This is a genomic window from Mycobacterium sp. WMMD1722 (assembly GCF_049315205.1).
GTDB lineage: Bacteria > Actinomycetota > Actinomycetes > Mycobacteriales > Mycobacteriaceae > Mycobacterium.
The window spans coordinates 4,851,174-4,864,340 of record NZ_CP186056.1 but is presented as its reverse complement, the minus strand read 5'-3'; the positions used below and the strand labels follow the sequence as shown (position 1 = coordinate 4,864,340).

The 13,167-nt window shown below is 69.7% G+C and carries 11 protein-coding genes and 1 pseudogene; 10 read left to right on the top strand and 2 right to left on the bottom strand.

The annotated features are described in order from the left end of the window. The first annotated feature begins 1 nt into the window (after nucleotide 1). The 10 genes and pseudogenes from kdpB to ACN27E_RS23470 all read left to right on the top strand — a co-directional run bounded on the left by kdpB (nucleotide 2) and on the right by ACN27E_RS23470 (nucleotide 12,156). Nucleotides 2-2,128, top strand: a complete 2,127-nt coding sequence (gene kdpB, locus ACN27E_RS23515) for a potassium-transporting ATPase subunit KdpB (RefSeq protein ID WP_422745160.1) — start codon at nucleotides 2-4, stop codon at nucleotides 2,126-2,128. 1 nt (nucleotide 2,129) lies between these two features. Then, nucleotides 2,130-2,990, top strand: coding sequence for a potassium-transporting ATPase subunit C (locus ACN27E_RS23510; protein WP_422745158.1), 861 nt, complete (start codon nucleotides 2,130-2,132; stop codon nucleotides 2,988-2,990). Next, nucleotides 2,965-5,567: pseudogene (locus ACN27E_RS23505) on the top strand (ATP-binding protein). The gene ACN27E_RS23510 and the pseudogene ACN27E_RS23505 overlap by 26 nt, the downstream one beginning before the upstream one ends. Beyond that, entirely contained in the window at nucleotides 5,564-6,244 is a 681-nt protein-coding gene (locus ACN27E_RS23500) for a response regulator (RefSeq protein ID WP_422745156.1), read from the top strand. The pseudogene ACN27E_RS23505 and the gene ACN27E_RS23500 overlap by 4 nt, the downstream one beginning before the upstream one ends. 30 nt (nucleotides 6,245-6,274) lie before the next feature. After that, on the top strand, nucleotides 6,275-8,149 hold the full coding sequence (locus tag ACN27E_RS23495; protein WP_422745154.1) for a propionyl-CoA synthetase: 1,875 nt from the start codon (nucleotides 6,275-6,277) through the stop codon (nucleotides 8,147-8,149). Nucleotides 8,150-8,255: 106 nt separating this feature from the next. Further along, a complete protein-coding gene (locus tag ACN27E_RS23490) occupies nucleotides 8,256-8,723 on the top strand; it encodes a DUF4383 domain-containing protein (RefSeq protein ID WP_422745152.1) in 468 nt (155 codons plus the stop codon). Nucleotides 8,724-8,726: 3 nt separating this feature from the next. After that, nucleotides 8,727-9,434: a ZIP family metal transporter gene (locus ACN27E_RS23485; protein ID WP_422745150.1), complete on the top strand. Its 708-nt coding sequence runs from the start codon at nucleotides 8,727-8,729 to the stop codon at nucleotides 9,432-9,434. An 18-nt stretch (nucleotides 9,435-9,452) separates the two neighbouring features. Beyond that, on the top strand, nucleotides 9,453-10,238 hold the full coding sequence (locus ACN27E_RS23480) for a prolipoprotein diacylglyceryl transferase (RefSeq protein WP_422745149.1): 786 nt from the start codon (nucleotides 9,453-9,455) through the stop codon (nucleotides 10,236-10,238). Then, nucleotides 10,235-10,597 carry a hypothetical protein gene (locus ACN27E_RS23475; protein WP_422745148.1) on the top strand — a complete coding sequence of 121 codons (363 nt, stop codon included), beginning with the start codon at nucleotides 10,235-10,237 and terminating at the stop codon, nucleotides 10,595-10,597. Before ACN27E_RS23480 ends, ACN27E_RS23475 begins: the two co-directional genes overlap by 4 nt. After that, nucleotides 10,594-12,156, top strand: a complete 1,563-nt coding sequence (locus ACN27E_RS23470; RefSeq protein WP_422745147.1) for a radical SAM protein — start codon at nucleotides 10,594-10,596, stop codon at nucleotides 12,154-12,156. Before ACN27E_RS23475 ends, ACN27E_RS23470 begins: the two co-directional genes overlap by 4 nt. Here the strand turns inward: ACN27E_RS23470 and ACN27E_RS23465 are convergent. Both ACN27E_RS23465 and ACN27E_RS23460 read right to left on the bottom strand, forming a co-directional pair. Next, complete coding sequence (locus ACN27E_RS23465) at nucleotides 12,127-12,945, bottom strand: CbtA family protein (protein WP_422745145.1); 819 nt, start codon at nucleotides 12,943-12,945, stop codon at nucleotides 12,127-12,129. The genes ACN27E_RS23470 and ACN27E_RS23465 overlap by 30 nt on opposite strands. Continuing rightward, on the bottom strand, nucleotides 12,936-13,157 hold the full coding sequence (locus ACN27E_RS23460; RefSeq protein ID WP_422745143.1) for a CbtB domain-containing protein: 222 nt from the start codon (nucleotides 13,155-13,157) through the stop codon (nucleotides 12,936-12,938). The genes ACN27E_RS23465 and ACN27E_RS23460 overlap by 10 nt, the downstream gene beginning before the upstream one ends. Nucleotides 13,158-13,167 lie beyond the last annotated feature (10 nt).

Below are 13,167 nucleotides of genomic sequence, written 5' to 3'. Positions count from 1 at the left end.
CATGACCATCACCGCTGTCGAGGCGCGCACCGACGCCCCCGAAACCGCAGCGCCCAAACGCATCCGGGGCGGTCTGCTCGACCCGAAGCTGCTCTGGCGCTCGCTACCCGCGGCGCTGCGCAAGCTCGACCCCCGCACCCTGTGGCGCAACCCCGTCATGTTCATCGTCGAGATCGGCGCCGTATGGGCCGCCGTGTGCGCCATCCTCGATCCCAGCTGGTTCGGCTGGCTGATCGTGACGTGGCTGTGGCTGACCATCGTCTTCGCCAACCTCGCCGAAGCCGTCGCCGAAGGCCGCGGTAAAGCCCAAGCCGAGAGTCTGCGTAAAGCCAAGACCTCGACCATGGCCCGTCGCCTCGACGCGTCGGGACGCGAAGAGGAGGTCGCCGCGCCGCTGCTGCAACAGGGCGACATCGTGGTGGTCGAAGCCGGACAGGTCATCCCCGGTGACGGTGACGTCATCGAGGGCATCGCCTCGGTGGACGAGTCGGCCATCACCGGTGAATCCGCACCGGTGATCCGCGAATCCGGTGGCGACCGTTCTGCGGTCACCGGCGGCACCACCGTGCTGAGTGACCGCATCGTCGTGCGGATCACCCAGAAGCCCGGCGAGAGCTTCATCGACCGGATGATCGCCCTGGTCGAAGGCGCCGACCGGCAGAAGACGCCCAACGAGATCGCACTGAACATCCTGCTGGCCGCGCTGACGATCATCTTCGTCTTCGCCGTCGCCACCCTGCAGCCGCTGGCCATCTTCGCCAAGGCGAACAACCCCGGTGTCCCCGACACCCTGGCCCTCGACGGCAACGGCATCACCGGCATTGTCATGGTCTCCCTGCTGGTCTGCCTCATCCCGACCACCATCGGCGCGCTGCTCTCGGCGATCGGCATCGCCGGCATGGATCGTCTGGTGCAGCGCAACGTGCTCGCCATGTCCGGACGCGCCGTCGAAGCCGCCGGCGATGTGAACACCCTGCTGCTGGACAAGACCGGGACCATCACCCTGGGCAACCGGCAGGCGTCGGACTTCATTGCGCTGCAGGGTGTCTCCGAAGACGACCTGGCCGACGCCGCACAGCTGTCCAGCTTGGCCGACGAGACCCCCGAGGGCCGCTCGATCGTCGTGTACGCCAAACAACGCTACGGCCTGCGGGCCCGCACCCCCGGCGAACTCACCGACGCGACCTGGGTCGAGTTCAGCGCCACCACCCGGATGTCGGGCGTCGACCTCGGCGATCGCCGGCTGCGCAAAGGCGCGACCAGTGCGGTCGCGGAATGGATCCGCTCCGAAGGCGGCACCGTACCCACCGAACTCGGCGAGCTCGTCGACGGCATCTCCGCCGCCGGCGGCACCCCGCTGGTGGTGGGTCGGGTGCAGCACGGCCGCGCCGAGGTGCTCGGCGTCATCCACCTCAAGGACGTCGTCAAACAGGGCATGCGGGAACGCTTCGCCGAGATGCGCCGCATGGGCATCCGCACCGTGATGATCACCGGCGACAACCCGATGACCGCCAAGGCCATCGCCGACGAGGCCGGCGTCGACGACTTCCTGGCCGAGGCCACCCCCGAGGACAAGATGGCGCTGATCAAGCGTGAGCAGGCCGGCGGCAAGCTCGTCGCGATGACCGGCGACGGCACCAACGACGCCCCCGCGCTGGCCCAGGCCGACGTCGGGGTGGCCATGAACAGCGGCACGTCGGCGGCCAAGGAGGCCGGCAACATGGTCGATCTCGATTCCGATCCGACCAAGCTGATCGAGATCGTGGAGATCGGCAAGCAGTTGCTGATCACCCGTGGCGCGTTGACGACGTTCTCCATCGCCAACGACATCGCGAAGTATTTCGCGATCATCCCGGCGCTGTTCCTCGGCCTGTTCCCCGGCCTGGACCTGCTGAATGTGATGCGGCTGCACAGCCCCCAGTCGGCGATCCTGTCGGCGGTCATCTTCAACGCGCTCGTCATCATCGCGCTGATCCCGCTGGCGCTGCGCGGCGTGGGGTACACCCCGGGCAGCGCCTCGAAACTGTTGAGCCGCAACCTGTCGGTGTACGGACTGGGCGGCATCATCGCCCCCTTCATCGGCATCAAACTCATCGACCTCGTCGTGCAACTCCTCCCGGGAATGTGACATGAACACTCTTCGCCAGCACGCGGCCGCCCTGCGCGCCCTGCTCGTCCTGACCGTCGTCCTCGGCCTGGCCTATCCGGCCCTCATCTGGTTGATCGCCCAGCTGCCGGGACTGCAGCACAAAGCCGACGGCTCACTGCTCGAGGCGAACGGAAAACTGGTGGGCAGCAGTCTCATCGGGCAGCTCTACACCGGCGCCGACGGCGACCCCCTGCCGCAGTACTTCCAGGGCCGTCCGTCGGCCGCCGGGGACGGTTACGACCCGATGTCCACCAGCGCCAGCAACCTGGGGCCCGAGGATGTCGTCGACACCCCCGACCGGACCAGCCTGCTGACCACGGTGTGCGAACGCAGCCGAGCGGTCGCGGAATTCAACGGCCTGCCCGCAGAGGCCGGCCGGCGCCCGTTCTGCACCGGCGGCGGGGTGGGTGCGGTGCTGTCGGTGTTCGGTCCGCGCGACGCTGCGGGCAACATCGCCCACCCGACGCGGGTGGTCAGCGTCAACGAGTCCTGTGTCACCACCGCACGGCCGTTCCTCGACACCTACGAAGGCGTCCGCGTCGAATGCGCCACGCCGGGCGAGGATTACCGTGCCGGCCAGACGGTCCCGATCCCCGGCGCCGTCACCGACCCGCAGATACCGGCTGACGCGGTGACCGCCAGCGGCAGCGGCCTGGATCCGCACATCTCCCCCGCCTACGCCGATCTGCAGATCGACCGGGTCGCGGCGGCCCGCGGCATCAGCCCCGAGCAGGTGCGCGCGCTCGTCGCCGCCCACACCGACGGCCGGACCCTGGGCTTCCTCGGCGAACCGCGGGTCAACGTGCTCGAGCTGAATGTGGCGCTCGACGGGCAGCAGTAACCACGGTGCGCGGTTGCGGGAGCCGGTCCGGTGGATGATGAACAGGTGAGCACCAAGCGCGGGGAGTTGCGCATCTATCTGGGCGCGGCTCCCGGCGTCGGCAAGACCTACGCCATGTTGGGCGAAGCGCACCGGCGGCTCGAGCGCGGCACCGATCTGGTGGCCGCGGTGGTCGAGACCCACGGGCGGGAGAAGACGGCCGAACTGCTCGACGGCATCGAGGTCATCCCGCCGCGCTACATCAGCTACCGCGGCGCCCGCTTCCCCGAACTCGACGTCGACGCGGTGCTGGCCCGCCGGCCGCAGGTGGTGCTCGTCGACGAACTGGCCCACACCAACACCCCGGGCAGCCGCAACCCGAAGCGCTGGCAGGACGTCGAGGAGCTGCTCGCGGCGGGCATCACGGTGATCTCGACGGTCAACGTGCAGCATCTGGAAAGCCTCAACGACGTCGTCACCCGGATCACCGGCATCGAACAGCAGGAAAAGGTGCCCGACGAGGTGGTGCGCGCCGCCGATCAGGTCGAACTCGTCGACATCACCCCGGAGGCGTTGCGCCGCAGGCTCTCCCACGGCAACGTGTACGCCGCCGAGCGGATCGACGCCGCGTTGAGCAACTATTTTCGTCGCGGCAACCTGACGGCGCTGCGCGAGCTCGCCCTGCTCTGGCTGGCCGACCAGGTCGACGCGGCGCTGGCCCGCTACCGCGCCGACAACCGGATCACCGACACCTGGGAGGCGCGCGAACGGGTGGTGGTCGCGGTGACCGGCGGGCCGGAATCCGAGACGCTGGTGCGCCGCGCGTCGCGCATCGCCTCGAAGTCGAGTGCCGAACTACTGGTGGTGCACGTGATCCGCGGCGACGGACTGTCCGGGGTGTCGGCGCCCCAGATGGGCCGCGTGCGTGAACTCGCCGCCAGCCTGGGCGCCACCCTGCACACCGTCGTCGGTGACAGTGCTGGCGGGGTACCAGCCGCACTCCTCGATTTCGCCCGCGAACGCAACGCGACCCAGCTGGTGGTCGGGACGTCGCGGCGGTCGCGCTGGGCGCGCATTCTCGACGAGGGCATCGGCGCGGCCGTCGTCCAGCAGTCCGGTTCCATCGACGTGCACATGGTCACCCACGAACAGGCCAGCGGCACCGGCCGCCGGGGCCGCGCGGCACGCCGCGAGCAGCACGTCCTGTCCTGGCTCGCCGCGCTCGTGGTGCCCGCCGTGATCTGTGCGCTGACCGTGCTGGTGCTCGACCCGCTGCTGGGCGTATCGGGCGAGAGCGCCCTGTTCTTCGTGGGGGTGCTGCTGGTGGCCCTGCTGGGCGGGGTCGCCCCCGCGGCGCTGTCGGCGGTGCTCTCGGGTCTGCTGCTCAACTACTTCCTCATCGCGCCCCAACATACGTTCACCATCGCCGAACCCGACAGCGCGCTGACCATCGTCGTTCTGCTGGTGATCGCCGTCGCAGTGGCCGCCCTGGTCGACAGTGCGGCCAGCCGCACCCGCGAAGCCCGCCGCGCCTCCCGCGAAGCCGAACTGCTCGCCCTGTTCTCGGGTTCGGTGCTGCGCGGCGCCGATCTGACCACTCTGCTGGAACGGGTGCGCGAAACGTACTCACAGCGCGCGGTCAGCCTGAAGCGGGCCGGCACCGGCATCGTGGCCTGCGTGGGCGAGGATCCCTGCGTCGACGCCGAGACCGCCGACACCGCGATCGAAGTCGGTGCCGACGAGTTCTGGCTGCTGATGGCGGGCCGCAAACTGCCCGCCCACGACCGCCGGGTGCTCTCCGCGGTGGCCCGCCAGGCCGCCGGTCTGGTCCGCCAGCGTGAACTCACCGAAGAGGCCGGGCAGGCGGAGGCCATCGCCCGCGCCGACGAACTGCGCCGCGCGCTGCTCTCGGCGGTCAGCCACGATCTGCGCACCCCGCTGGCCGGCGCCAAGGCCGCGGTGTCCAGCCTGCGCAGCAGCGACGTCGACTTCTCCGCCGAGGACACCGCCGAACTGCTGGCCACCGTCGAGGAATCGGTCGATCAGCTGACCGCGCTGGTGGGCAACCTGCTCGACTCCTCGCGGCTGGCGGCCGGGGTGGTCCGGCCGGAACTACGGCGGGTGTATCTCGAGGAGACCGTGCAGCGCGCCCTGCTCGGCATCAGCCGGGGCTCGACGGGATCGGGGCAGCTGGGCGTGGACCGGGTCAAGGTCGACGTCGACGACTGCGTGGTCACCGCCGACGGTGGTCTGCTCGAGCGCGTGCTGGCCAACCTCATCGACAACGCGCTGCGCTACGCGCCCGACGGCCCGATCCGGGTCACCGCCGGACGCGTCGCCGACCGCGTACTCATCGCGGTCTCCGACGAGGGCCCCGGGATCCCCCGCGGCGCCGAGGACCGGGTGTTCGACGCGTTCCAGCGCCTCGGCGATCAGGACACCAGCAGCGGCGTCGGGCTGGGCCTGTCGGTGGCGCGCGGATTCATCGAGGCGATGGGCGGCACCGTGACCGCCACCGACACCCCCGGCGGCGGGCTGACCGTGGAGATCGATCTGGCCGCCCCGGACGGCAACCCAGGAGGTGGGGACCGCCCATGACCCGCGTGCTGGTCATCGACGACGAACCGCAGATCCTGCGGGCGTTGCGGATCAACCTGTCGGTGCGCGGCTACGAGGTCACCACCGCGGCCTCCGGCGCGGAGGCGCTGCGCTCGGCCGCCGACCACCGTCCCGACGTGGTGATCCTCGATCTCGGGTTGCCCGATATGTCCGGGATCGACGTGCTGGCGGGGTTGCGCGGCTGGCTGACCGCACCGGTGATCGTGCTGTCGGCCCGCACCGATTCCGCCGACAAGGTCGAAGCGCTCGACGCCGGCGCCGACGACTACGTCACCAAACCCTTCGGCATGGACGAATTCCTGGCCCGGCTGCGCGCCGCGGTGCGCCGCGCCACCGCCACCGGCGACGACGACGAACCCGTGGTGGAAACCGCATCGTTCACCGTGGACCTGGCCGCCAAGCGGGTCACCAAGAGCGGCAACGAGGTTCACCTGACGCCGACCGAATGGGGCATGCTCGAGATGCTGGTGCGCCATCGCGGCAAACTCGTCGGCCGCGAAGAGCTGCTGCGTGAGGTGTGGGGCCCGGCGTACGCGAAGGAAACCCATTATCTGCGTGTCTATCTCGCCCAGTTACGCCGCAAACTCGAAGACGACCCGGCCCATCCGGTGCACCTGCTGACCGAAGCGGGCATGGGATACCGGTTCCAGCCGTGAGGCCAACCGGGTGGGTATAGCGTTTCCGGTATGGGTGACTACCGGAAACTCTTCGACGCGAGTGTGACTGATCCGGCCGCCTTCTGGGCCGAGGCCGCGAAGGCCGTCACATGGACCCGCGAACCGACCCGCATCCTCGACGATTCCCGTCCCCCGTTCTACCGCTGGTTCCCCGACGGCGAACTGAACACCTGCGCCAACGCGCTGGACCGCCACGTCGAGGCGGGCCGCGCCGACCAGACCGCACTGATCTACGACTCACCGGTGACCGGCTCTCAACGGACCTACACCTATCGCGAACTGCTCGACCAGACCACCCGCTTCGCCGGTGTGCTCCGCGAACTCGGTGTGGCCAAGGGCGATCGGGTGGTGATCTACCTGCCGATGGTGCCCGAGGCACTGATCGCCATGCTCGCCTGCGCCCGCCTGGGTGCGGTGCACTCGGTGGTGTTCGGCGGCTTCGCCGCCCACGAACTGGCCGCCCGGATCGACGACGCCCGCCCCACGGTGGTGGTCTCGGCGTCGTGTGGTGTCGAACCCACCCGCACGGTCGAGTACAAACCGATGCTCGACGCGGCGCTGACCATGACCGACCATGCGCCCGCGGCATGCGTGATCCTGCAGCGGGAGCAGCATCCGTGCGAGCTGACCGCCGGTCGCGACCACGACTGGGCCGAACGGCTCGCGCAGGCCCGCCCGGTCGATCCGGTGCCCGTGGCCGCCACCGATCCGCTCTACGTCCTCTACACCTCCGGGACGACCGGCAAACCCAAGGGCATCCTGCGCGACAACGGCGGCCACGCCGTCGCGCTGCTGTGGACCATGCGCCACCTCTACGACGTGGCGCCCGGCGACGTCTTCTGGGCCGCGTCGGACGTCGGCTGGGTGGTCGGCCACTCGTACATCGTCTACGCGCCGCTGCTGCTGGGCGCCACGACAGTGATCTACGAGGGCAAGCCCGTCGGCACCCCCGACGCCGGGGCCTTCTGGCGGGTTGCCGCCGACTACCGCGTCAAGGCGCTGTTCACCGCACCGACCGCGATCCGGGCCATCAAGAAAGAGGATCCCGACGGCGCGCTCATCGCCGACTACGACCTGTCCGGGCTGGAATACCTGTTCCAGGCCGGTGAGCGGCTCGACCCGGCCACCTACCAGTGGGCGGCCGAGAAACTCGGGATCCCGGTGATCGACCACTGGTGGCAGACCGAGACCGGCTGGGCGATCGCCGGCGACCCGATGGGCGTCGAGCCGCTGCCGGTCAAGCCCGGCTCGGCGACGGTTCCGATGCCCGGATATGACGTCCGCATCCTGCACCCCGACGGATCGGAGTGCGACCCCGGCGAAGAGGGCGCGATCTGCGTGCGGCTTCCGCTGCCGCCGGGCACCCTGCCCACGCTGTGGGGCGATGACGACCGCTACGTCTCGTCGTATCTGTCGGCCTTCCCCGGCTACTACCTGACCGGCGACGGCGGCTACCTCGACAGCGACGGCTATCTGTTCGTGATGGGCCGCACCGACGACGTCATCAACGTGGCCGGGCACCGCATGTCCGCCGGATCGATCGAAGCGGTGCTCGCCACCCATCCCGCGGTCGCCGAATGCGCCGTCATCGGGGTGGCCGACGAGATCAAGGGGCAGGTGCCGCGCGGCTTCGTCGTCCTCAAGGCCGGCGCGTCCGCCGACGGTCTCGAAGCCGAACTCGTCGCCCTGGTGCGGGACAACATCGGCGCGGTCGCCTGTCTGCGAACCGTCGACGTCGTGGCGGCGCTGCCGAAGACCCGCTCGGGCAAGATCCTGCGCAAGACCATGCGCGGGATCGCCGACGGCCGCGACGAACCGCTGCCCTCGACCATCGAGGATGCGACGGTGCTCGACGAGCTGCACCCGGTGTTGCGCAACAACTGAGTCCGGCATTTCGCCGAGGGCGCCCGGCGCGCCGGTTAACCGGGGTGACGTGCGGGTAGTCGGGGGGATGACGTCGATATCCGCTGACCGGACGGGAGGCGATCAGGTGGCCCGCACACCCACGCTGATGGCCGTACAGGGCGCCGCGCTCCTCGTGGGCGCGGCGTACCTGGCGATCGGGGCGTTCGGCTTCGTTCCCGGCCTGACCGTGCATCAAGCGTCTCTGACCTGGGCCGGACACGCCTCCGACGCCGAACTGTTCGGTGTCTTCGCGACCTCCGGGCTGCACAACATCGTGCATCTGCTGTACGGAGCTGTCGGAATGCTGTGCGCGCGCACCTATTCCGCCTCCCGGGCCTATCTCTTGATCGGTGGCGCGGTGCTGATCGGACTGTGGACGTTGCGGGTGACGTCGGCCCACGCCGATGTCGCCGACTACTTCCCGCTCAACAGCGCCGACGGGTGGTTGCACCTCGCGCTCGGGGTGGTGATGGTGATCCTCGGGCTCACCCTGGGCGCCCAGCACGACCCGACCAAACCCCGGCGCCGCGCCGGTGCGAAGTCCCGTGCCTGACCGGTGCTGACCGCCCTGCTGTGGGGGTCGGTCGCGGCATCCTCACTCGTGGTCGGCGCGGCCGCCGGCGCGGTTCGCAGCTGGAATCAGCGACTGGTCGGGTTGGTCCTGGGATTCGGAGCCGGCGCACTGGTGTCATCGATCTCCTTCGAACTGGCCGAGGAGGGTTTTCGGGTCGGCGGCGCGCTGCCGGTCGCCCTCGGCCTGGCCGCCGGCGCGGTGACGTTCTACCTCGCCGACCGGACCGTCGACCGATTCGGCGGCTCCGACCCGAACGCGTCGTCGGGTAAACCGCTGCTCATCGGGGCGCTGCTGGACGGGATCCCCGAACAGGCCGTCCTCGGGATCGGGATCGCCGCCGGCGGTGCGGTCAGCCCCGCGCTGCTGCTGGCGATCTTCGTGTCCAATCTGCCCGAGGCCATCGGATCGGCCAGCGATATGCGCGCCGCCGGCCATCCCACGCGACGCATTCTGGGCGGCTGGGTCGCCATCGCCGCCCTCTGCGCGGCCGCCACGGTCGGCGGCTTCGCCCTGCAGGAGGTTGCGGGCAACGCGCTGCAGGGCGGTATCGACGGTTTCGCCGCCGGCGCCCTGCTGGTCATGCTCGTCGGGTCGATGATCCCGGAAGCCACCGAGAAGGCCCGCGAGCCAGCCGGTCTGGCCGCCGTCCTCGGATTCGCACTGGCCGCCGGACTATCTCTGGCCACCTGATTCGGTTACATTGCGCGGGTGATCCCCACCTGGGATGTCGGCCCGGTCACGGTACCGGTGCACGGCGTGTTCGTCGGCCTGGGCATCAGTGCCGCCGTCGTGGTGTTCGTGCTCGAGGCGCGCCGCCGCGGCGCGGTCAACGAGCAGTCCCTCGTGGCGGTGACCGGTGCGCTGGTCGGCGGAGCGATCGGGATGCGGCTGTCCGGATGGGCGCGCCACCTCGACCCCGCCGCCAACCCCAGCCTCGCGCAGGCGTGGCAGTTCGGCTCGCGCAGCATCATCGGCGGTCTGTTCGGCGCCTACCTCGGCGTGCTGGTGGCCAAGCGGATCGGCGGATACCGGGGCAAGACCGGTGACCTGTTCGCCCCCGCGGTGGCACTCGGGATGGCGGTGGGACGCATCGGCTGCCACCTCACCGAAGCCCCGGGCCGGCCCACGACGCTTCCGTGGGGGATCCACGCGCCCGTCACCACGCCCGAGTGTCCGGGCTGCCTGACCGGGGCGGCGATGCATCCCTCCTTCCTCTACGAGATCGCCTTCCAGCTCACCGCCTTCGTGGTGTTGCTGTGGCTCCGTGACCGGTTCGCCCGGCCCGGCGAGCTGTTCGTGCTCTACGTCGCCGCCTACGCCGCCTTCCGCTTCCTCGTCGAGTTCGCCCGTGCCAACGACACGGTCTGGCTGAATCTGACACGGCCGCAATGGGTTCTGTTGCCCTCACTGCTGCTTCTGGGCATTCGGCTGTGGTACGGCCACCGCCGCGGTTACTATCGCTCACCAGCCGGCTACCAGGAAGCGCACGCATGACCACCGGACCCGGGCCGCCCTATCCCCCGTACCCGCCGCCCTATCCCCCGCCGCCGCCCCGCAAGATCTCGGTGGGCATGGTGTTCGTCGGTGCGCCGATCTACTTCGTGGTCAACACGGTGCTCGGCTTCGCGGCGTTCATCGTCGCCGGCTCGCGGACCGAGTCGGCCAATCCGATCCTCGGCGGTGCCGCGGTGCTGCTCGCGGTGATCGCGTTCGCCGGCGGCGGCGCCCTGCTGGCGACGAAAAGCCCGCACGCGAAGGGAATCGGCCTCGGCCTGATGATCGGCTGGGCGCTGACCTCGGTGGTCACCGTCGGCTTCTGCACCGGTGTCAACCCCGCGCTGTACACCACATGACGGCCGGGATGGGGTTGCGTGGCGACCGGCTGCACCGCTACGTCACCGCGTTTTGCCCGCGCTGCCATGACGAGGCCCCGGAGCGACCGCTGGCCGAGGTGGAGCGGCTGAGCGGGCGGCTGGTCGAGCGCGACGGCCGGATCTGGCTGGAACGAGGCTGCCGCCGACACGGTGTGGTGTGCACGCTCTACGACGAGGATCCCGAGATCCTGCGCTACCTCGAGGAGTGGACAGCTCCCACCAAGACCCATACCCCCGATGTGGCGGGCAATTTCGATCCGGTGCCCATGGCCTATCTTCGCGGGCTGCCAGAGATGCAGACCCAGCACACCTGCATCCTGTTGCAGGACATCGCCGAGACCTGCAACCTGCGCTGCCCTACCTGCTTCACCGACTCCTCGCCGGACCTGCGCAACGTGGTGCCCGTCGCCGCCGTTCTGGCCAGCGTCGACCAGCGGCTGATCCGCGAGAACGGGCGGTTGGACGTGGTGATGCTCAGCGGCGGAGAACCGACGCTGCACCCGGCGCTGCCCGAGCTGCTCGCCGAACTGACCGCCCGGCCGATCACCCGGATCCTGCTCAACACCAACGGTTTGCGTCTGGCCACCGACGACGATCTGCTGGAGCTGCTGAGCAGCCACCGCGAACGCGTCGAGGTCTACCTGCAATACGACGGCATCTCCGAGGCGGCGCACCGCCACCACCGCGGCGGTGATCTCCGCCGAATGAAGAGCGAAGTGTTGCGGCGTCTTTCCTCTCGGGAGATCTTCACGACGCTGGTGATGGCGACCGCTCTCGGCGTCAACGACGGCGAGATCGGTCAGATGGTGCAGCTGGCGCTCGACACGCCGTTCGTCGGCGGCATCACGATCCAACCGCAGTTCGGTTCGGGGCGCAGCGCGATGATCGATCCGCTGCAGCGGCTCACCCACACCGGTGTGCTGCACCGGCTGGGCCCGCAGACCGACGGCGCGGTCACGTGGCGCGACCTGACCGCCCTGCCGTGTTCGCATCCGCACTGCTGCTCAGTCGGCTACCTGATCCGCGACGACAACGACCAGTGGCGCTCGCTGGTGTCGCTGATCGGCACCGATACGCTCAAAGCTCGGCTGGGGCTGGTGTCCAACCGGATCGCCGACACCGAATTGCCGCAACAGCTGCGGGTCGCGGTGCAGGAGTCCCTCCTCGGCCTGCTGTCAGAGCAGTCGTCGCTGTCCCATCCCGCCATCGGCGACATCTGGAAGACCATCTGCCAGAGTTGCGATCTGGGGATGTCGACACTGCTCACGCTGGCGTCCTCCGCGCTGCCGGGCCGGCGCCGCAAACTGCGGCGACTGTTGGGCGAGCGGGTCGTGCGAATCACCGTCAAACCGTTCATGGACATGTCCACGATGATCGAGGAGCGGCTGGTGCAGTGCTGTGTACACGTCGGCACCCGGTCGGATCAGGACCAGTGCGCCCCGTTCTGTGCAGTGCAGGCCTGGCCCGCCCTGAGCCGTCAGCGGCTGTCGGCGTCGGCGGGATCGGCGCTACCGATCGCGGCCGTGCGCCACGGTTAGCGGTCGCCGCGCCTCAGACCACCATTGCGTCGCCACCGCATAGACCACACCGATGACCGTCCACATCAGCGCCTGGTTGAGCAGCGTGTAGACGCGGAAGTCGGCCAGCACCTCGGCGGGGAAACCGTCCAGCAGCGGGCCCTGCGGTCCGGCCACCGAGCCCGGCACCTCGTGAAACGAGGGCAGCCACACCATCGCCGCCGCAACCACCACCGCGTATCCGCCGATCGCCCACGCGCTCACCCGCCGGCCGTCCCCACGCCGCCAGACCCGCACGGCCAGCCCGAGTGCCACCACCGCCCCCAGCACGGAGACCCCCAGCATCGTCAGAAACGCCGAACTGCGCTGTGCCACCGTTTCGTCCAGCCCCACGGTGGGCGGATTCGCCGGATACTTCAGAGCCGGAACAAGGGCCACCGCGACGAACAGCCCCGCACTGAGCAGCAACGTCAGCGCGAGGGGATCGGGCCGCACACCCCGGCGCGCGAGCACACCGGCGATGACCGTATAGGCGACCGCGAACAGCGTGCCCATCACCACGGCGAAGGCGACGATGCCCAGCCCGGCTCCGGCGTTCTCCTGCACGGCCCGGGTGAACAGTTCGTGACCATGGCTGTGCCCGTCACCGGTGAGCATCGCTTCGGCGTGCTCCCGTTCTCCCTCGTAGTCCACCGCCGAGCTGATCAGCGGTCCGATCAGCACCCGGCTGAACGCGAAGCACACCAGACCGGCCGCCAGCCCCGGCACCAGATAGCGCACCGCGGCGGGCGCCTCACCGCTCAGTGACACGGGAAGCCCAGCAGATGGCGTGCGTCGTGCAGGAATTCGTGGATGTGGGTGTCCGCACCGAACACCGAGACCGCGCCCTGGTCGAATCCCACGAAGTAGTAGGCGATCAGGGCGAGGACGGTGATCGCGGCCAGCCGCGCCGGGGCGGCCAGGGCTTCAGCGGCCGACCGGACATCGTTGCGTGGCAGGGCCAGAGCGGGTTCGGCGTTCATCGTGTTCCTC

Bases quoted from the DNA above. Each gene is read 5' to 3' on its own strand.
- kdpB (WP_422745160.1), top strand. From the start codon at position 2: ATGACCATCACCGCTGTCGAGGCGCGCACCGACGCCCCCGAAACCGCA.
- ACN27E_RS23510 (WP_422745158.1), top strand. From the start codon at position 2,130: ATGAACACTCTTCGCCAGCACGCGGCCGCCCTGCGCGCCCTGCTCGTC.
- ACN27E_RS23500 (WP_422745156.1), top strand. From the start codon at position 5,564: ATGACCCGCGTGCTGGTCATCGACGACGAACCGCAGATCCTGCGGGCG.
- ACN27E_RS23495 (WP_422745154.1), top strand. From the start codon at position 6,275: ATGGGTGACTACCGGAAACTCTTCGACGCGAGTGTGACTGATCCGGCC.
- ACN27E_RS23475 (WP_422745148.1), top strand. From the start codon at position 10,235: ATGACCACCGGACCCGGGCCGCCCTATCCCCCGTACCCGCCGCCCTAT.
- ACN27E_RS23470 (WP_422745147.1), top strand. From the start codon at position 10,594: ATGACGGCCGGGATGGGGTTGCGTGGCGACCGGCTGCACCGCTACGTC.
- ACN27E_RS23460 (WP_422745143.1), bottom strand. From the start codon at position 13,157: ATGAACGCCGAACCCGCTCTGGCCCTGCCACGCAACGATGTCCGGTCG.